Here is a 19950-nt window from a genome sequence, read left to right on the forward strand (position 1 = left end):
CTATCGCTCGCTTGAGTCGTCATCGCGGGCGTTTTTATTCTTCAGAACCCGCTGATACCCGAGGGTTATCGGCTGGGATCGTGTGAGCTGAAACGCTTTTTCAGCAGAAATTGCCAGGGATGATCTGGCAATGTGCCAGCTCTCTCCTGGTGAGGCGTGGGGAAGGTGCAAGGAGCGGCGAACGCCGCTCCTGAGGGGTGGGGCAGGGGGTCAGAGGCTGCGAGCGTTGAAGGTATCGCAACGGGTCACATCGCCGTTCTCGAAACCGGCCTTGAACCAATGCACGCGCTGGGCCGAGGTGCCGTGGGTGAACGAGTCAGGCACTACGCGGCCCTGGCCTTGTTGCTGCAGGCGATCGTCGCCGATGGCGTTGGCTGCGTTCAGGGCTTCTTCCACATCACCTGGCTCCAGCCAGTTCAGGCGTTTCTGCGCTTGATAGGCCCAGACTCCGGCAAAGCAGTCGGCTTGCAGCTCCTGGCGCACCAGCAGGCCATTGGCGCCTTCCATGCGCTCGCCGCGTTGGCGGGCTGCCTGCACTTCCTTGGACACGCCAAGCAGGGTTTGCACGTGGTGGCCAATTTCGTGGGCGATGACATAGGCCTGGGCGAAGTCGCCAGCGGCCGAGAAACGGGTTTCCATTTCGCGGAAGAACGACATGTCGAGGTACACGCGCTGGTCGGCCGGGCAGTAGAACGGCCCGACAGCCGCAGAGGCAAAACCGCAGGCCGAATTGACCTGGCCGCTGAACAGCACCAGTTTCGGATCGCGGTATTGCTGGCCCGATTGCGCGAACAGGGCTTTCCAGGTGTCTTCGGTGTCGCCCAGGATCGAGGCCACAAAGTCGGCCTGCTGGTCGTTGGCCGGAGGTGCCTTGCCTTCGGTACCGGCCGGTGCCGCCTGACGCTGTTCGACCTGGCCACCTTGGCCGGTCAGCTGGCCAAGAATCTGCATCGGGTCCTGGCCGGTCAGCCAGCCAATGCCGACGATCAACAGGATGGCGCCAAGCCCCAGTCCTTTGCCGCCACCAAAGCGCATACCGCCGCCACCGCCCCCGGAACCACGGGCATCCACTACGTTGTCGCTACGCCGGCCTTTTCGCCAATCCATGAGGAGTCTCCTGCAATAAGCTGTATGAGCTTTGCAAAGGCAGATTAGTTCAGGGTGTGACGCTGCCCTGAACTTGTGCTTTATCCATAACCGTTTGGATAAGTCGGAGTGTGCTGTTTTCAATATTCGCCGGTCGCTCACTCACTGAAACTGCACGTCCGCCTGCTACACACAGGCGCTCATAATTTCAAGAGAGGACAACGGCATGCCTGCCCAGGACACTCGCCGCTTTGTGATCCGTGATCGCAACTGGCACCCCAAAGCCCTGACCCCCGATTACAAGACCTCCAATGCCCGCTCGCCGCGCCAGGCACTGGTCAGCATCCCGCAGTCCATCAGCGAAACCACCGGGCCGAATTTCTCCCACCTGGGCTTCGGTGAGCACGATCATGACCTGCTGCTCAACTTCGATCACGGTGGCCTGCCCATCGGCGAGCGCATCATCGTTGCCGGCCGCGTGGTCGACCAGTTCGGCCGCCCGGTGCCGCACACGCTGGTGGAGATGTGGCAGGCCAACGCCGGCGGCCGCTACCGGCACAAGAACGACCGTTACCTGGCGCCGCTGGACCCGAACTTCGGCGGTGTGGGTCGCTGCCTGACCAACCGCGATGGCGATTACAGCTTCCGCACCATCAAGCCGGGCCCGTACCCCTGGCGCAATGGTCCCAATGATTGGCGCCCGGCGCACATCCACGTCTCCATCAGTGGGCCGGCCATCGCTACCAAGCTCATCACCCAGCTGTATTTCGAGGGTGACCCGTTGATCCCGCTGTGCCCGATCGTCAAATCCATCGCCAACGCCCAGGCCGTGGAGCAGTTGATCGCCAAGCTCGACATGAGCAACGCCAACCCGATGGATTGCCTGGCGTATCGTTTTGACATCGTCCTGCGCGGCCAGCGCCATACCCACTTCGAGCACCGCTGAGGAGCTGCGCCATGCCTGTTCAACTGCTACCCGAAACCCCGTCGCAGACTGCCGGCCCTTACGTGCACATCGGCCTGGCCTTGCAAGCGGCCGGCAATCGGCCACGCCCCCAGGAGATCTGGAATTGCCTGGCCCGGCCCGAAGCCCCCGGCGAGCACATTCTGCTCATCGGCCACGTCTACGACGGCAACGGCCACCTGGTGCGCGATTCCTTCCTGGAAGTGTGGCAGGCCGATGCCAACGGCCATTACCAGGATGACTACCACCTGGAAAACCCCTTCAACAGCTTTGGCCGCACCGCCACCACGTTCGATGCCGGTGAATGGACGCTGCACACGGTCAAGCCCGGCGTGGTCAACAACGCCGCCGGTGTGCCAATGGCGCCGCACATCAACATCAGCCTGTTCGCCCGCGGCATCAACATCCACCTGCACACGCGGCTCTACTTTGACGACGAATCCGAGGCCAACGCCCAGTGCCCGGTGCTCAACCTGATCGAGCAACCCCAGCGCCGCGAAACGCTGATCGCCAGGCGCTGCGAAGTGGACGGCAAGACGGCTTACCGCTTCGACATGCGCATCCAGGGGGAAGGGGAGACGGTGTTCTTCGATTTCTGAGGGCTCGTTGCTGGGCTGAACGGGGTCGGCTTCGCCGACCATCGCGGCTGACCGCAGCGCCGGATCGGATGCCCCGCCAGGGCTTGACTGGGTTGCGGTCAGCGGCCGTGAACAGTGTGGAGCGAGCTCGCTCGCGAAAAATGCCCAGGCACCGCGTTCTCCCAGGCGTTCGCGTTATCGTTGACCTCCATCGCGAGCGAGCTCGCTCACAGTAGGCTTGAGCCGCAGCACGCTGTGGAGCGAGTTCATTCATGAAGGTCGGCACAGCCGGCCCCCTCCAGGCACCAGATCGCGTCAAGCCTGGCAAGATGATTCCAGCAGAAGAGGGTGATCGAGGTAGTAGGCTTCAACTGCGACTGCATTACGTTGAGAGACAGCTTCAGCCGTTACCCATGCGTTCTGAATGAACAACATCTTGATAGGCTAGTCAGTTTTTAAAGTGCGCAACTTCTTGCACACTTATTTCGTATATTTTCCCGATTAATTCGCTACAGCCCAAGTAATACGTGGTCTCCAGCTGAGTGCGCAACTTCTTGCACAGTACTGCGCAACTTCTTGCGCATATTTAGCGTGTTTTGTAGGAATTTATACCATCCGCTTAAAGGGGCGATCCCTCCAGGCCCCGTGTAATAAGGCTTCGTATAAAGTTGGCATGTTATTTGGTTGTAGCTGGCTGCGCCCCAGGTAGTTTCACCTACGGCTCAACCATTCAACTTCCGCTGTCAGCCTTGTTCGGCGCTGGCAAGCGTCGCCGCATTGTGCGAGGAGCATGGGATGTTCTCACCGGCCAATCAGCCTCATTTCAAACTGACGATCAACGACGTTATCAACGATTTCCAAGTGTTGTCGTTTACGGGTCGGGAGGCCCTTAGTACCCCGTTTGAATTCGAGTTGGAACTGGTTAGCGAACGCGCCTTGATCAACCTTGAAAGCGTGCTGCATAAACAGGCGTTTCTTCAACTCTCGCCGACCGGTACAGGTATACATGGCCTGGTCTACAGCATCGCCCAAGGCGATGCGGGTAAACGTCTGACCCGCTATACGCTATCGCTGCGCCCACAGCTGTCCAACCTCGCGCACCGGATCAACCAGCGTATTTTCCAGCACCTGACCGTTAAGCAAATCATCACTCAGGTGCTGGAAGAGCACGGCATCTTCGCCACCGATTACCACTTCCAGCTCAGCGCGCCGTACCCCGAGCGACTGTACTGCGTGCAGTACGACGAGTCCGACCTGCATTTCATCCAGCGTCTCTGCGAGGAAGAGGGTATCCACTACCACTTTCAGCACACCGCCAGCGGCCACAGGCTGATCTTCGGCGATGACCAGACGGTGTTTGCGGAGCTGGCGCCAATAGCCTACCAGCAGGACTCCGGGTTGGTGGCGTACGAACCGGTGGTCAAGCGTTTCGGCGTGCGCTTGGCCACCCGCACCGGCCGTACAACACGACGCGATTACAACTTTCTCAAACCCAAGATCGAGTTGAGCAGCGATGCCAAGAGCCACGCCCACCCAGACTTGGAAGACTACGACTATCCCGGGCGATTCGTAGATCGCGAGCGTGGCAAGCACCTGGCCAACCGCGCACTCGAGCGCCTGCGCAGCGACTATCGCTTGGCCGAAGGCAGCAGCGATCAGCCGACCCTTGTCACCGGCCACTTCCTTGCCCTGACCGACCACGCCGATTCAACCTGGAATGACCTCTGGTTACTGACTGGCATCGTCCACGAGGGCAAGCAACCGCAAGTGCTGGAGGAGTCGGTGGCCAGCGACCTCACCGACCAGGCAGACGATTTTCAACAAGGCTATCGCAACCGCTTCACTGCAACTCCGTGGGACGTACCCTACCGCCCGCCACTGGATCACCCCAAACCCAAGGTGCTCGGCAGTCAAAGTGCCGTAGTCACCGGCCCGGAAGGCGAAGAGATTTACTGCGATCAGTACGGCCGAGTGAAGGTGCAGTTCTTCTGGGATCGCGAAGGCCAGCACGATGCCATGACCAGTTGCTGGATGCGGGTTGCGTCGAGCTGGGCCGCTGAATCCTTGGGCGCCATCAATATCCCTCGGGTCGGTATGGAAGTGCTGATCACCTTCCTGGAGGGCGATCCTGATCAGCCGTTGATCACCGGCTGCCTCTACCACGGCGCTCATCTGCCGCCGTATCGTTTGCCGGATTTCAAGACCTTGGCAACCGTCAAGAGCAAGGAGTACAAAGGCAGTCGCGCCAATGAACTGCGTATCGACGACACCACCAGCGAGATCAGCATTGCACTGCGCAGTGACCATGGCGCCAGTGCGATCAACCTCGGTTATCTGACCCATCCGCGTCCGAGCGGGGGGCAGCCGCGCGGGGAGGGTTTCGAGTTAAGAACCGACCGTCACGGCGCCGTGCGCGCGGCCGCGGGCCTGCTCATCACCACCGAGCCGCGTCCGAACGAATCCAGGCACCATAAGGACCTGCCGGAAACGGCTGAGCGGCTCGCGACGGCGAGTGACCAGCAAGACGGGTTTGCGGTGCAGGCCAAGGATCTGCAGGCTCAGGAGCCGGGCGATCAGGACGAGGTGGCAGAGGCTCTGCATGCCCATTATCAGGGCGTGCTCGGCACCGGCCCGGCGAACCTCACGGCCAACGAATTCCCGGAATTCAGCGAACCCCATCTGGTGCTCGCCAGCCCGGCCGGCATCGCCCTGACCACGCCGGGCTCCAGCCACATCGCAACCGGTGAACACCTGGCGCTGAGCAGTACGGGCCACACCAGTTTCTCCATCGGCAAACGCCTGCTGGCCAGTGCCAGTCGCGGTATGCGCCTGTTCGTGCAAAGCATGGGCTGGCGCCTGGTCGCCGCCTCCGGCGACATTGATGTACGCGCGCTGAAAGACAGCATCAACCTGCTGGCCAACCTCGACATCACCGCCAACGCCGACCGCATCACCCTAACCGCCAAGACTGAACTGGTGATCCAGGGCGGCGGCAGCGCGACCATCTACAACGCTGGCGGCATCACCCATGCCACCCGCGGCCCGTACACCGCGCAGGCGGCGAATTTTGCCTACACCGGCGCCAAGCGCCAGGCCGGTGTGTTCCCGGAACCGTCGAAACCAAGTAAGGGCAACCTGGAATTGTTCAACCGGTACGCCGGCCATCACGGCATCAAGGCCGGCGATTACGAAGTGATCGATGCACTGGGAAACAGCCTCAAGGGCGTTCTCGATGCGAAGGGCTTCGCCAGTGTTGCGGGCGCTTCACCCGGCCCGGCGCGCGTGTTGTTCGGCAAGGACCCGGCGGACACCTGGAGCGAGGGCAGCTACATCGGTAAGTCTCAATGGCCGCTGAACCCGGCGGGGAGCGAGGACGTGCCGAGCCAGGTGCAGGCGATGGTCGCGCAGGTGTTGCAAGGCAAGAACTGGGAGGTGGCAGAGAAAAGCAATGGCTTGGCGCAGACCGTGAAGCGTTCGATGCAGAACGCGCAACGGACGATGCAAACAGCTCAGCCGATGAATCATGTGACGCCGAGCGGGATTGCTGGATTGCCGACATCGGCGAGGGCCGCCATGCCGAGCGCGTCGAGCATTCTCGGCGCCGCCAGCAAGAACGGACAATTACCAGTCCTTCCCGCCGTCATACCCTCAACGACCCCCGCGAAAACCCTGGGCCCTTGGGCGGGGGGGCTGCTGTCATGAGCACTGAAATCGCAAAGCGTGAACCTCAGGTCGCCATCGTCCCCCTCAATGCCATCGACATCAAAGACGTTGCCAGCAGCGCGGCAACCTTTGATGCCTGGCTGCAATCAACGACCGATGGCGTGGTCACGCTCGAGCGGATCAAGAGCGTCGCCGGCGCTTTGCCGGTGGTCGGCAACATCATGGCGTTGGTCGATGCGTTGGGTGACATCGTTACCTTGTCCAACGTCAAGACACGCGACCTGTTGGCGTGGGCCAGCCTGGGCATCAACCTGATTGGGGTGCTGCCGTTGCCACCGGCGATGGCCGCCGCGCGCATGACCCTGCGCCCGACGCTGTTTCTCGTCCGTCAGGAGATGAAAGCCACCAACAAGGCGTTGCTCAGTGCCTCCGTGATCGAAGTGCTGATCGGGCATTTGAATGAATCCATCATCGGTACGCTCGACGACTTCGTTGAACAGGCCAGAGGCAAATTGCCCGGCATTCTGGCGGACGCCGGAAAACTCGGCGAAGAGGTCATCAATGAGATCGCCAAAGCCCTCGACACGGTGGCCAATGGCACGCTTGACGCCGCAGGCGATGCCCGGGCTGCGGGTCAACAGATCAGCGCCGCCGGCGATCAGCTACTTAACGACCCGCTCGCCGCGATCAGCAACATCTTCGGGGCGGCCTCCAGTGCTTATAAAGCCGCCGGTAAAGGCTTGGCCAACAGTGCGGCCCAGCATCTCTTGCACGATGAAGTGAAGAAAAAGGTCGCGACCGAGACCGCAAAGCTGCGGGCCATGGGCACGCAAGTGCGCACCCAGTTGAGCAAGCTGGACGATGAATCGGTTCAGAACTCGATTGGCTGGTTGCTGCTGATCTTGTCCAGCGCGGTCACTCTCTGGCGTAAACGCAATGCGCGCGGACAGAGCGCGGGGGTCAAGCCCGATCAGACCAGCCAGGCAAAGCGCACTGCCTCGCAAGGAGGGTTGGGCGCCACGAGCAAGCAGGCTCCTGCCACACAGGCGGCGTCTGCGAGGAAAAACGGCGCCTGTACCGCCACGTGCCACAGCATCGATTTTGCGCTGGGCTCAGAAAGCGTCAGCCATACCGATTTCAGCCTGCCGGGGCCGTTTCCGGTCAAGTGGACACGAACCTACAACTCACGCCTGGATGCCTACGACCAGAGCGAGCTCGGCGCACGCTGGATCAGCGAATTCACCACACGGTTTGACTGCGCGGGCGATGGCCTGACGTTCCACGGCGCCGACGGTCGCAACCAACGCTACCCATTGCCCACGGTGGGTGCGCTTCACTACGACGCCATTGAAAACATCACCCTGGTCCGTGCAGCCGACGATCAGTTGCTGCTCTGCCACGGTTTTGAACGCCAGGAAACCTATGTCCGCCAGGGCCAGCGTTATGTGCTGACCCAGATCTCGCTGCGCAATGGCGCCGGGATGATGCTGCACTATGAGCATCTTCACGGCGAACAGTCCGTCCTCTCCGATCTGATCACCTATCAGGAAAACGATTTCGCCAAGACTCACCTGCACCTTGGCACGCTGATCGACGATCAAGGCCGTCTTACCGGCCTGTGGGACATTCGCGAGGGTGCGCCGCAGCGACAACTGTGTGCCTATCAATACGACACGAGCGGCGATCTGATTCAGGCGCAGGATGAGCATGCATCAGCCTGGTCGTATCAGTATCAGCATCACCTGATCACGCGCTATACCGACCGTACCGGGCGTGGCATGAATCTGCAGTGGCAAGGGACCGGCGCTCACGCCAAAGCCGTACGTGAGTGGGCTGACGACGGCAGCTTCGACACCCATCTGGAGTGGGATGAACACATTCGCCTGACCCATGTGACTGATGCGCACGGCCACGAGACCTGGCACTACTACGACATCCTTGGCTACACCTATCGGATTTGCTACGCCGATGGATTATCGGAATGGCTGTTCCGTGATGAAGCCAAGAACGTGGTACGCCATGTTCATCCTGATGGGACTACAGATCGCTACAGCTACGACGAGCGTGGCAATCGGTTGGAACACATTCAAGCCGATAACGCCGTTGTTCACTTCGCCTACGACGATCAAGACCAACTCATCAAAGTCATGGATGCGGAAGGCGGTTTTTGGCTGAGCACGTATGACGATGTCGGCAATGTAATCGAGGCCATCGATCCGCTCGGAAACAAGACCGAATACACCTACAACAAGGCCGGCCAACCCACCGCTATCAAAGATGCCAACGGCAACGAGAAAACGCTGGCCTACAACGCCGCCGGCCAGTTGGTGGAGTACGCCGACTGCTCAGGCAAGGCCAGCGTTTGGACGTATGACGAACGCGGGCAAATGATCTGCTTCATCGACGCTGGGGGTAACGCCACCGATTACGAATACAAGGCCGGACAGCAAGTATCAATCAGACACCCGGACGGGACCGTAGAGCGCATGAGGCGCGATGCCGAAGGCCGATTATTGGTGTACGTCGACGCACTTGATCGTTGCACCACTTGGAGCTATAACGCTGCCGGTTTCATCGCCGAACGCGTGGACGCAGCCGAACACACGCTGCGTTATTACTGGGATCGACTCGGACAATTACAGGCGCTTGAGAACGAGAACAAGCGCTCAGCACGGTTCCGCTATGACCCGATGGGGCGCCTGTTGACCGAAACCGGTTTCGACGCTCAGGTCACCCGCTATCAGTACGCCCCCGAAACCGGGCGACTGGCTGCAATCATCAACGGTGAACGCGTCATCCACCTCAGCCTCGACGAACTGGGCCGCGTCATCGAGCGGCGTGCCAGTCAGGGAGAGGAGTCACAAACCGAGACATTCGCCTATGACGGCAACGGTCATCTGGTTCTTGCCCACAACGCGGACAGCCGCGTGCAGTGGTTCCACGACCGGGCGGGCAACCTGGTACGCGAGCATCAGCATTATGTGCGACTGAAAACACCCATGGTTGCAGTCTGGCAGCACGAGTACGACGTGTTGAACCAGCGCATCGCAACCACCCGTCCAGATGGTCATCGAGTCAGTTGGTTGACCTATGGCAGCGGCCATCTCCTGGCACTGCGCCTCAACGAGCACGAACTGCTGGGCTACGAGCGCGATGATCTGCACCGAGAAGTGGCGAGGCATCAAGGCAATCGACTGGTACAGACGCAAGCATGGGATGCCGTTGGACGACTGCAAGAGCAACTGCTTGGCAGACGAGATGACAAGTCGGTATTGATCAAGCGCGAGTACACCTACGATGCTGCGAGCCAACTCACAGGGATCAATGACAGCCGTCGCGGCGGCCTGTCTTACCGCTACGATCCGGTGGGCAGGCTGCTTAGTGCGACCAGCCGTCTGGGCCTGGAAACCTTCGAATTCGACCCCGCCGGCAACTTGCTGGATGAGCCAACCGCCGAGACTCGCCGCCCGCTGGAATCAACACCACGCCGCAGTAAATTGCTCGACAACGTGTTGCGCGAGTATGCCGGCAACCACTACGAATACGACGATCGCGGCAATCAGATCAAACGCTGGCATAACGGAACCTGCAGCGAACTGCGCTGTGACCTGTTTGATCGCCTGATCCATTTCAAGGATGCCAGGCTGTCGGTGGAATATGCCTACGACGCCCTGGGGCGCCGCCTGTTCAAGCACTCGAACGTACACTATCGACCGCGCCCTGAAGCCGGATCACTCTGGAACAAGAACGAGCATTTGCGAAAGCAGCGCGAGCTAAGCTGCGGATTTACACTGTACGGATGGGATGGGGACAACCTCGCCTGGGAGAGCAGTCCGGCGCAAAGCGATGGTGAAACCGGTCGTACGGTGCATTACATTTATGAGCCGGGCACGTTCGTTCCTGTAGCCCAAGCGGTGCGCCATGCTCCCATCCGTTTGCTTGCCCAACCGGATTACCGCGGCGACTACAGCCTTGATGAGGATCCGCTGTGGAACCATAAGGTAACGCCTTCCACATTTGATGCGTTGGTGTGGTACCAGTGTGATCATTTGGGGACTCCGCAGGAACTGACGGACTTGCAGGGGGATGTGGTTTGGGCGGCACAGTACAAGGCTTGGGGTGGGGTGCTGGTCGCTCAGGCGGAAGTGACTAATCCGAATCGGTTCCAAGGACAGTACCACGATCATGAGACGGGGCTGCATTACAACCGATATCGGTACTATGATCAGTGCGTCGGTCGATTTGTTAGTAAAGATCCTATCAGTTATGAAGGTGGCATTAATCTCTATCAATATGCACCGAACCCTATGGGTTGGATTGATCCACTGGGATTGGCAGCGCATCGAGGACGCATTCAAGCTCAAGGTGCCAAGCTTGAGGAGTCGGTCGCATGGAACCAAGATGTCCCTCTGACCGTTGAGAGTGCCAAGGAAAAACTTGAGGAGTTGAAAGGAAAATTAAATAAAAAAGAGCTCGCGGCCCGTCAGGATGCGTTTATGAAGGCAGATAAGTATATTGATAATTGTGCTAAGTGCGGTGGGGTGAATGCAAGTGTTAGTCGAAATTTTATGGTAAAGGATACAAAAAGTGAACGTGTTGATATCGAAGTGATAACCGGAAGAGCTTTCGTGGAGTAGAGGAAATGTTCAAAGATTACTTGACTGATAGAGATTGTTATGAGTCTTTGGAGTGTTATTTATATGATTATTTTAGATTATCTCTTCAGGCTTGCGCAGTTAAGAATGAGATATTTAAAGCGCCATACTACAATACTTTTTTTGTAAATGGCGAGCCGTTCTTGGATGGCAATCCAATTTTCTCTGCAAAGAATGAAATAACCGGGCAGATTCTCAGGGTTGTGTTGGATGAAGACATTAATTATCTTTGTTCGTATCGCGATAAAGAAGGTGGGAGTGAGCTAGTTGTAGTGGGCGATTTAGCGCTTCTAGACGAAATAAAAGGAATAATGTCCAGGTGGGTCCATGCCCAGTATTAATTAAGAAATAGGTTTGCATATAGATAATGTGTTAAAATATAATTTTAGATTATTTTTTATACGCAGGTAATGCTATCCATTGCGCCTGAAAAAAGATCTTGTGATTTAAGCACGCAGTGCCGACTATATTTTGATATATATGAAATTAACGAGAGTGTGCTAGGGTTGAGATGCGTCCTATTTGTCAGTGGTTTGCCCGGTGAGCGATTTTTATCTAGAGGTTTCCGAACCGAGTGATCAGCTTGTGGCTCACTATAAATATATTGGTTTATGACAGCCATAAATATTGAAAGCTGTGAATGAAATATCTTTTTATATAATATTTTTATACGATAAATTAATTCGATCCTCTAGCAAGGATTAGGTTTTTGAATATGAAAGAAATCATCCGCCTCGGCGACTCCACCACACACGGCGGCAAAGTACTAGAAGCCTTCTCCCAAACCGATCTGAATGGCAAACCCATCGCCGGACTCGGTCACAAGGTCAGTTGCCCGTTATGCAAAGGCATTTTCCCGATTGCCGAGGGCAGCAGCACCTATGAAATCGAGGGCACACCGGTCGCGCTGGACGGCATGAAAACCGCCTGTGGTGCTGCGCTGATTGCCAGTGGGCCGAATGGAGCTGTCACAGGCTAGTTGAGGACGTTATTTGCCAATTCGATCGAATGGGCTTACGTCGGCCACGCCACTGTACCGGCGATATACGGTGTATCCGTCCACGTAGTCCAGCGCTAGCCCGTTGTGATCGCCTTGCATGCAGCTACACGTCATTTGCTGGTTCAGCAGTGACGTGTGGAAGCAGCGGGCCGGCAAGTCAGTTAGCCGCTGGGCGGCGTAGCCGGCCCAGTGACTGCAATCCGGTTATATCAGGGGGTGCACGTTGCTTGATTCAGGGCGGCTGCGCCGCCCATCGCGGCTGACCGGAGCGCCGGACCGGCCGCTCCCACACGGTGATCCGATCTCTGCGCGAGAGCCCGGAGGGCTTGCGGCGGGCGGACGTCTACAAGCCCGCTGGCCTTACCGACGCACCAGCAACACACCGCTCTCCATATGGTGCGTATACGGAAACTGATCGAACAACGCGCAGCGCTCGATGCGGTGGGTGTCGTGCAACTGCGCGATGTTGGCCGCGAGGGTTTCCGGGTTGCACGAGATGTACAGGATGCGTTCGAAACGCCGGGTCAGCTCGCAGGTGTCCGTGTCCATGCCGGCGCGTGGCGGGTCGACGAACACGGTGCCGAAGGCGTACTGCTTCAGGTCGATGCCCTGCAGGCGGCGGAACGGCCGCACCTCGTTCAGTGCCTGGGTCAGTTCCTCGGCCGACAGGCGCACCAGGCAGACGTTATCCACGCCGTTCTCTTCCAGGTTGCTCAGCGCGGCATTGACCGAAGTCTTGCTGATCTCGGTGGCCAGTACCTTGCGCGCCCGGGTGGCCAGCGGCAGGGTGAAGTTGCCGTTGCCGCAGTAGAGCTCAAGCAGGTCGTCATCGCGCTCGCCCATGGCCTCGAAGGCCCAGCCGAGCATCTTCTGGTTCACCGTGCCGTTGGGCTGGGTGAACGCGCCTTCTGGCTGGCGGTAGCTGAACACACGCCCGGCCACTTCCAGCTTCTCGACCGCATAATCGCGGCCAATCACCAGACGCTTACCCTTGGAGCGCCCGATCACGCTGACATCCAGCTCGGTGGCCAGCGCCTGCGCGGCGGCTTCCCACGCCTCGTCGAGCGGGCGGTGGTAGCACAGGGTAACCATCGCGTCCCCGGCCAGGGTGGTGAGGAACTCCACCTGGAACAGGCGATTGCTCAGTGCCTCGCTGGCTTGCCAGGCGGCTTTGAGGCGCGGCATCAGCACGTTGATGCGCTGGCTGGCGATGGGGAAGTCGTCGATCAGGATCGCCTTGTGCTTCTCACCGGGAGCGAACATCGCGTAATGCCGCTCGCCGTCCTCGCGCCACAGACGGAACTCGGCGCGCAGGCGGTAGTGCTCCAGGGGCGAATCGAACACCGCAGGCTGCGGTGCATCGAACGGCGCCAGCAACTCGCGCAGGCGCTCGGCCTTGGCGTTGAGCTGGGCGGTGTAGGAGGCGGGGTCGAAGGCAGCACTCATGCAGGGAACCATCCCAATTTGATGACGAACAGGATGGAGAGGATCACCAACGCTGGGTTCAGGTCGCGGTAGCGGCCGGAAATCAGCTTGACGGCGGTCCAGGTGATGAAGCCGAAGGCAATGCCGTTGGCGATCGAGTAGGTCAGCGGCATGGCCAGGGCGGTGACCACCACGGGTGCTGCTTCGGTGATGTCATCCCAGTTGATTTCAGCCAGGCCCGAGGCCATCAGCACTGCCACGAACAATAATGCCGGTGCGGTGGCGAAGGCCGGCACGCTGCCGGCCAACGGGGCGAAGAACAGTGCCAGGAGGAACAGCACAGCGACCACGATGGCGGTCAGGCCGGTGCGGCCACCGGCACTTACGCCTGCGGCCGATTCGATGTAGCTGGTGGTGGTCGAGGTGCCCAGCAGCGAGCCGGCCATGGCGGCGGTGCTGTCGGCGATCAGGGCGCGGCCCATCTTCGGCATGTGGCCGTCCTTGCCCATCAGCCCGGCGCGCTTGGCGACGCCGATGAGGGTGCCGGAGTTGTCGAACAGGTCAACGAAGAGGAAGGCAAAGATCACACTGATCAGCGCCACGTCCAACGCGCCGGCAATGTCCAGCTGCAGGAAAGTCGGCGCCAGCGACGGTGGCATCGATACCACGCCGGCGAACGGTGTCACACCGAGCACGATGGCCGCCACGGTCACCACCAGAATGCCGATCAACACCGCGCCGCGGACCTTCAGCGATTCCAGGCCGACGATCAGGAAAAAGCCCAGCGTGGCTAGAATCGGCGCCGGCTGGCTCAGGTCGCCCATGCCTACCAGCGTCGCCGGGTTATCGACGACGATGCCGGCGTTATGCAGCGCGATCAGCGCCAGGAACAGGCCAATACCGGCGGCGATGGCCGAGCGCAGCGGCAGCGGGATGCTGTTCACGATCCACTCGCGCACGCGCAAGATCGACAGGATGAAGAACAGCACCGCCGAGATGAATACCGCCCCCAGCGCCACCTGCCACGTGTGCCCCTGATGCAGCACGACGGTATAGGTGAAGAAGGCGTTCAGGCCCATGCCCGGCGCCAGCGCGATGGGGTAGTTGGCGATCAGGCCCATGGTCACCGAGCCGATGGCCGCGGCCAGGCAGGTGGCGACGAACAGTGCGCCCTTGTCCATGCCGGTCTCGCCGAGAATGCTCGGGTTGACGAAGAGGATGTAGGCCATGGCCAGGAAGGTGGTCACGCCCGCCAGTATCTCGGTGCGCACGTTGGTGTTGTGTGCTCTTAGTTGAAACAGCCTTTCCAGCATGCCCGCTCCCAAGTCGCCGTCGGCGCCGTGAATGTATCGACCCCATCAGCAAAGCACAGGCCGCGAGGGGCGCCGTGTTTTATCCGGGGTGGAAAAAAGCCGCGCATCATACCAGCATGCCCGGCAAGCGGTAGGTCCTGTCTGAAATGTCTGAGGGGCAAGGCGACCCACGGTGGAGGCAGGGCGCGACGCTCGGGTCTTCCCGGCGCTATGAAAAGCCCTGAGGTAGTGTCAGCCAAGGTGAAAACAGACTCGCCAAAAAGCGGTCGACTGCGCGTGAGGACGCCTGGCGGGCCGCGAGCTGTCGATCGTCAGCCGAGCAGGCCGGACCTGGCTGCGTACACGCTACACTGCGGCCCCGTTCAAGAGTCAGCCGCCGTGCACCTCATCGACTACCGCGACCTCAGCGCCGCGCAGCGAGCCCAAGTGCTCGACATCCACCTGTCGCCCGAGCAGCAGCGCTACGCGGGCGACGTGGAGAGTGCGTTGTACCTGCTGCACGCGTGCAGCGAGCGGCAGTGTTGCCTGGTGATGCTGGTCGAGCAGCGGCCACGCGGTCTTCTATTGCTTCAGCGTGGGGCATTCCTGCCCACCTGGGCCGAGCCGGATGCCGCCATGCTGATCGCCTTGCAGGTCGACCAGCGCGCCCAGGGGCAAGGCCTGGGGCGTGCCTGCATGCAGGCGCTGCCGGCAGTGGTGCGTGCCCTGTGGCCGGATATCGGTCGGCTGCAGTTGTCGGTGGCGCCCGAGAATGTTGCTGCAGTGGGGCTATATCAGGCCACCGGCTGGGTGCACAGCGGGCCTGGTTACCGAACAGCACAAGGCCAGGAGTTGAGCATGAGCTTGCTGCTTTAGCGCTCGGTTACGGTTCAGGCCCATTTTTGCAGTTGGACGGGGGACGACGTTGGCCGCGAGGGGCGGCGAAGCAGCTCTGGTGGCTGCAATGATCGGCGAAGCCGGCCTGGTAGCGGATCAGTCATCCTTGGCAGCACTGTGCAGCCGATCACGCCCCGCCAGTGTTGGAAACAGCTTGATCCACACACCCGTCACCACCAGCGTACCGACCCCGCCCAGCACCACCGCCGGCACCGTACCGAGCCAGTGCGCAGTGACCCCGGACTCGAATTCGCCCAGCTGGTTCGAGGCCCCGATGAACAAACCATTGACCGCACTGACCCGGCCGCGCATGTCATCCGGTGTCTCCAGCTGCACGAAAGCGCTGCGGATCACCATGCTGATCATGTCTGCCGCGCCCAGCACCACCAGCACCGCCAGCGAGAACCAGAACGAGGTCGACAGACCGAAGGCGATGGTCGCCACCCCGAACACGCCGACGGCGGTGAACATGGTGCGCCCGACCTTGCGCTCGAACGGGAAGCGCGCGAGCCACAGCGACATCAGCAACGCACCCACAGCTGGCGCCGAGCGCAGCAGCCCCAGGCCCATGGGGCCGGTGAGCAGGATGTCCTTGGCGAACACCGGCAGCAGCGCCGTGGCGCCGCCCAGCAGCACCGCGAACAGGTCCAGGGAGATGGCACCGAGGATGTCCGGGCGGCTGCGGATGAAGCGGATGCCCGCCAGCAGCGACTCCAGGCTGGCCCGCCCGCGCTGGGCGATCTGCGGGCGTACCGTGAGGCTCAAGGTCAGCAGGCAGGCGATGGCGTACAAGGCCACGGTCGGGCCATAGACCCAGGTGCTACCGAAGGCGTAAAGAAAGCCGCCAATGGCCGGGGCGACGATGGTCGCCGATTGGGTCGCTGAAGCCGATGCGGCCACGGCACGAGGAAACAGGCCTGCTGGCACCACGTTGGGCAACAGCGCCTGGGTCGCGGGCATCTCGAACGAGCGCGTGGCGCCCAGCAGGAACGCCAGGGCAAAGATCAGCTCGCGGCTGATGTTATCGGTGACGCTGCCCACCGCCAGGCCCAGGGCAATCAGCCCTTGCAAGGCCTGACACAACGCCGCCACCCGACGCCGATCGTAGCGGTCAGCCACGTGCCCGGTGTGCAGCATGAACAGCACCCGCGGCGCGAACTCGACCAGCCCCACCAGACCAAGGTCCAGCACGTTGCCAGTGAGCTGGTAGAGGTGCCAGCCAATGGCCACGGTGAGCATCTGGAAGCCACTGGCAGTGAACACCCGGGCGAACCAGAATGCGATGAAGGGGCGGTGGTGGCGGAGCAGGGTGGGTTCAGGCATCACTGTGTGGAACTCCGGAAGGCAAGTAGAACGGTCCGGCCCGCACTGGCCTCACCGGGGGCAATGTTGCAGACCTTATCGGATGGCCCAAGCGGACGGCCGCTCGCCACAGGCGGTTGCGCAAGACAGGTCAAGGCCGTTCCAGCAGGAGAATGCGGTCGGTGTGGGAGCAGCTTCGGCCGCAATGGGGCGCGTAGGGCCCCAATGGCCGCGCCACCGCTTTGCCTGGTTAACCCGTAGCAGCTCCTGCACCCATTCGGCTGCGCCGGCCAGCGGTGTCAGGCTACAAAGCGACTCATCCAGTGCATTCCCAGCCTATCACCTGTTTGTAACAAAGAGTTGCTGCTTGCTCGTCCGGGCACGTTTCGCTGGCCTCGGTAAACCCGGTGAGACCTCCTGTCGCGCGGCATTCAACCACACCTCTGGGCCACGCCTGCGGGGCTATCCTTGGGCTATTCGTTGATCTGGATCAAGCGACCCATCGCAACGGATAGCCGTACCCCCACGCGATCCAACAGAACAATTCCAACGCACAGCGCTCGATAGACGAGGGGGCAGTAGGCGGATGGGCCGCATGCCCTGACGCCGGACCACCTGACGAGGAAACCTCCATGTTCGGCCTTGAAGCCCTAGAGCTTGCCCGAATTCAGTTCGCCTTCACCGTGTCGTTCCACATCCTGTTCCCCGCCATCACCATCGGCCTGGCCAGTTACCTGGCCGTGCTCGAGGGCCTGTGGCTGAAAACCAACGAGCAGGTGTACCGCGACCTCTACCATTTCTGGTCGAAGATCTTCGCCGTCAACTTCGGCATGGGCGTGGTCTCTGGCCTGGTCATGGCCTATCAGTTCGGCACCAACTGGAGCCGCTTCTCCGAGTTCGCAGGCTCCGTCACCGGGCCCTTGCTCACCTATGAAGTGCTCACCGCGTTCTTCCTTGAGGCGGGTTTTCTCGGCGTCATGCTGTTCGGCTGGAACCGTGTGGGCCGTGGCCTGCACTTTTTCGCCACCGTGATGGTGGCCATCGGGACGTTGATTTCGACGTTCTGGATCCTGGCCTCCAACAGTTGGATGCAGACCCCGCAAGGCCACGAGATCATCGACGGGCGGGTGATTCCGGTGGACTGGGTGGCGATCATCTTCAACCCGTCCTTCCCCTACCGCCTGCTGCACATGTCGACTGCAGCGTTCGTTGCCACGGCGTTCTTCGTCGGCGCCTCGGCGGCCTGGCACCTGCTGCGCGGGCGCGACAACCCGGCGATTCGCAAGATGCTCTCGATGGCCATGTGGATGGCACTGATCGTGGCGCCGGTGCAGGCGGTGATCGGCGACTTCCATGGCCTCAACACCCTCAAGCACCAGCCGGCGAAAATCGCCGCCATCGAAGGCCACTGGGAAAACCTGCCAGGCGAACCGACCCCGTTGATTCTCTTCGGGTTGCCGGACATGCAGGCCGAGACCACCCGTTACAAGGTGGAAATTCCCGCGTTGGGCAGCCTGATCCTGACCCACAGCCTGGACCAGCAGGTGCCGGCTCTCAAAGAGTTCGCGCCTGAAGACCGGCCCAACTCGACCGTGGTGTTCTGGTCGTTCCGGGTCATGGTCGGCTTGGGGATGCTGATGATCCTGGTGGGGCTGTGGAGCCTGTGGCTGCGCCGCAGCGGCGGCTTGTACAGCTCGCGGCCCTTCCTTTACCTGACCCTGTGGATGGGCCCGTCGGGGCTGGTCGCGATCCTGGCCGGCTGGTTCACCACCGAGATCGGTCGCCAGCCGTGGGTGGTCTACGGGCTGATGCGCACCGCCCAAGGGGTGTCGAACCATAGCGAGACCCAGCTGGGCTTTACCCTGGTGATGTTCGTGGTGGTCTACTTCGCGCTGTTCGGTACGGGGCTTGGCTACATGATGCGCCTGGTGCGCAAGGGCCCGCACACCGGCGAGGGCAACCAGCCACGCCCAGGCGGGCCTGGGCAGAAACGTACGCCAGCGCGACCGCTGTCGGCTGCCGACGAGGGCAGCGACACCGATGCCGCCCGCCTGAACGAGGGGAACTGAACCATGGGTATCGACCTTCCGCTGATCTGGGCCGTGATCATCATCTTCGGGGTGATGATGTACGTGGTGATGGATGGCTTCGACCTGGGGATCGGCATGCTCTTCCCCTTCGTCAAGGGCAAGGCTGACCGCGACGTGATGATGAACACCGTGGCGCCGGTCTGGGACGGCAACGAAACCTGGCTGGTGCTCGGCGGGGCGGCGTTGTTCGGCGCCTTCCCGATGGCCTATGCCGTGGTGCTCGAAGCGTTGTACCTGCCGCTGATGCTGATGCTGGTGGGCTTGATCTTTCGCGGCGTGGCCTTCGAGTTCCGTTTCAAGGCCCGAGACGCCAAGCGTCACCTGTGGGACAAGGCGTTCATCTGGGGCTCACTGGTGGCGACCTTCTTCCAGGGCGTGGCGCTGGGCGCGTTCATCGAAGGCTTCAAGGTGGTCGACCGGCATTATGCCGGTGGCACGCTGGACTGGCTGACCCCGTTCAGCCTGTTCTCCGGGCTGGGCCTGATCGTGGCCTACGCGCTGCTGGGCTGCACCTGGCTGATCATGAAGACCGACGGTGCCCTGCACCGGCGCATGCACGACCTGGCGCGGCCCTTGGCGCTGGTGCTGCTGGCAGTCATCGGTGTGGTCAGCCTGTGGACGCCGCTGGCCTACGGGCAGATCGCCGAACGCTGGTTCAGCATGCCCAACCTGCTCTGGTTCATGCCGGTGCCGATCCTGGTGCTGGTGACCTTCTATGCCTTGCTCAAGGCGGTGGGGCGCGACAGCCACTACGCGCCGTTCCTGCTCACCCTGGTGCTGATCTTCCTGGGCTACAGCGGGCTGGGCATCAGCCTGTGGCCGAACATCATTCCGCCGTCGATCTCGATCTGGGAGGCCGCCGCACCGCCGCAGAGCCAGGGCTTCATGCTGGTGGGCACGCTGTTCATCCTGCCGCTCATCCTCGGCTACACGTTCTGGAGCTATTACGTGTTCCGCGGCAAGGTCGGCCACGACGACGGTTATCACTAGGGAGCACG

General features: G+C 60.9%; 13 protein-coding genes. 9 read left to right on the forward strand and 4 right to left on the reverse strand.

All coding sequences use genetic code 11. From position 1 onward, the window contains the following. Positions 1-210: 210 nt before the first annotated feature. Complete coding sequence (gene ypfJ, locus SJI00_RS18120) at positions 211-1107, reverse strand: KPN_02809 family neutral zinc metallopeptidase (protein ID WP_322463055.1); 897 nt, start codon at positions 1105-1107, stop codon at positions 211-213. Positions 1108-1312: 205 nt separating this feature from the next. Between ypfJ and pcaH the strand changes: the two genes are divergently transcribed. From pcaH to SJI00_RS18150, 6 genes are all read left to right on the forward strand, one after another. Next, on the forward strand, positions 1313-2032 hold the full coding sequence (gene pcaH, locus SJI00_RS18125) for a protocatechuate 3,4-dioxygenase subunit beta (RefSeq protein ID WP_322463056.1): 720 nt from the start codon (positions 1313-1315) through the stop codon (positions 2030-2032). Between the two features lie 11 nt (positions 2033-2043). Further along, positions 2044-2649, forward strand: a complete 606-nt coding sequence (gene pcaG, locus SJI00_RS18130; protein ID WP_322463057.1) for a protocatechuate 3,4-dioxygenase subunit alpha — start codon at positions 2044-2046, stop codon at positions 2647-2649. A 774-nt stretch (positions 2650-3423) separates the two neighbouring features. Continuing rightward, positions 3424-6330, forward strand: a complete 2907-nt coding sequence (locus tag SJI00_RS18135; RefSeq protein ID WP_322463058.1) for a type VI secretion system Vgr family protein — start codon at positions 3424-3426, stop codon at positions 6328-6330. Next, positions 6327-10928 carry an RHS repeat-associated core domain-containing protein gene (locus SJI00_RS18140; protein WP_322463059.1) on the forward strand — a complete coding sequence of 1534 codons (4602 nt, stop codon included), beginning with the start codon at positions 6327-6329 and terminating at the stop codon, positions 10926-10928. The genes SJI00_RS18135 and SJI00_RS18140 overlap by 4 nt, the downstream gene beginning before the upstream one ends. A gap of 5 nt (positions 10929-10933) precedes the next feature. Beyond that, positions 10934-11287: a hypothetical protein gene (locus SJI00_RS18145; protein WP_322463060.1), complete on the forward strand. Its 354-nt coding sequence runs from the start codon at positions 10934-10936 to the stop codon at positions 11285-11287. 374 nt (positions 11288-11661) lie between these two features. Further along, positions 11662-11925, forward strand: coding sequence for a PAAR domain-containing protein (locus SJI00_RS18150; RefSeq protein ID WP_322463061.1), 264 nt, complete (start codon positions 11662-11664; stop codon positions 11923-11925). Positions 11926-12306: 381 nt separating this feature from the next. On the opposite strand, the gene trmA is transcribed toward SJI00_RS18150, so the two are convergent. Together trmA and SJI00_RS18160 are read right to left on the reverse strand one after the other, a co-directional pair. Further along, positions 12307-13392 carry a tRNA (uridine(54)-C5)-methyltransferase TrmA gene (gene trmA, locus SJI00_RS18155; protein WP_322463062.1) on the reverse strand — a complete coding sequence of 362 codons (1086 nt, stop codon included), beginning with the start codon at positions 13390-13392 and terminating at the stop codon, positions 12307-12309. Further along, positions 13389-14684, reverse strand: a complete 1296-nt coding sequence (locus tag SJI00_RS18160) for an NCS2 family permease (RefSeq protein ID WP_322463063.1) — start codon at positions 14682-14684, stop codon at positions 13389-13391. Before SJI00_RS18160 ends, trmA begins: the two co-directional genes overlap by 4 nt. Positions 14685-15062: 378 nt before the next feature. On the opposite strand from SJI00_RS18160, the gene SJI00_RS18165 reads away from it, so the two are divergent. Beyond that, positions 15063-15539 carry a GNAT family N-acetyltransferase gene (locus tag SJI00_RS18165; protein WP_322463064.1) on the forward strand — a complete coding sequence of 159 codons (477 nt, stop codon included), beginning with the start codon at positions 15063-15065 and terminating at the stop codon, positions 15537-15539. 117 nt (positions 15540-15656) lie between these two features. Here the strand turns inward: SJI00_RS18165 and SJI00_RS18170 are convergent, their stop codons facing one another. After that, positions 15657-16883: an MFS transporter gene (locus SJI00_RS18170; RefSeq protein WP_416221067.1), complete on the reverse strand. Its 1227-nt coding sequence runs from the start codon at positions 16881-16883 to the stop codon at positions 15657-15659. A gap of 611 nt (positions 16884-17494) precedes the next feature. Between SJI00_RS18170 and SJI00_RS18175 the strand changes: the two genes are divergently transcribed. Together SJI00_RS18175 and cydB are read left to right on the forward strand one after the other, a co-directional pair. Then, entirely contained in the window at positions 17495-18931 is a 1437-nt protein-coding gene (locus SJI00_RS18175) for a cytochrome ubiquinol oxidase subunit I (RefSeq protein WP_322463066.1), read from the forward strand. Between the two features lie 3 nt (positions 18932-18934). Further along, a complete protein-coding gene (gene cydB, locus SJI00_RS18180; RefSeq protein ID WP_322463067.1) occupies positions 18935-19942 on the forward strand; it encodes a cytochrome d ubiquinol oxidase subunit II in 1008 nt (335 codons plus the stop codon). Positions 19943-19950 lie beyond the last annotated feature (8 nt).

Origin of the sequence: Pseudomonas gebzensis (genome assembly GCF_034427815.1) — a bacterium.
Classification (GTDB): domain Bacteria; phylum Pseudomonadota; class Gammaproteobacteria; order Pseudomonadales; family Pseudomonadaceae; genus Aquipseudomonas.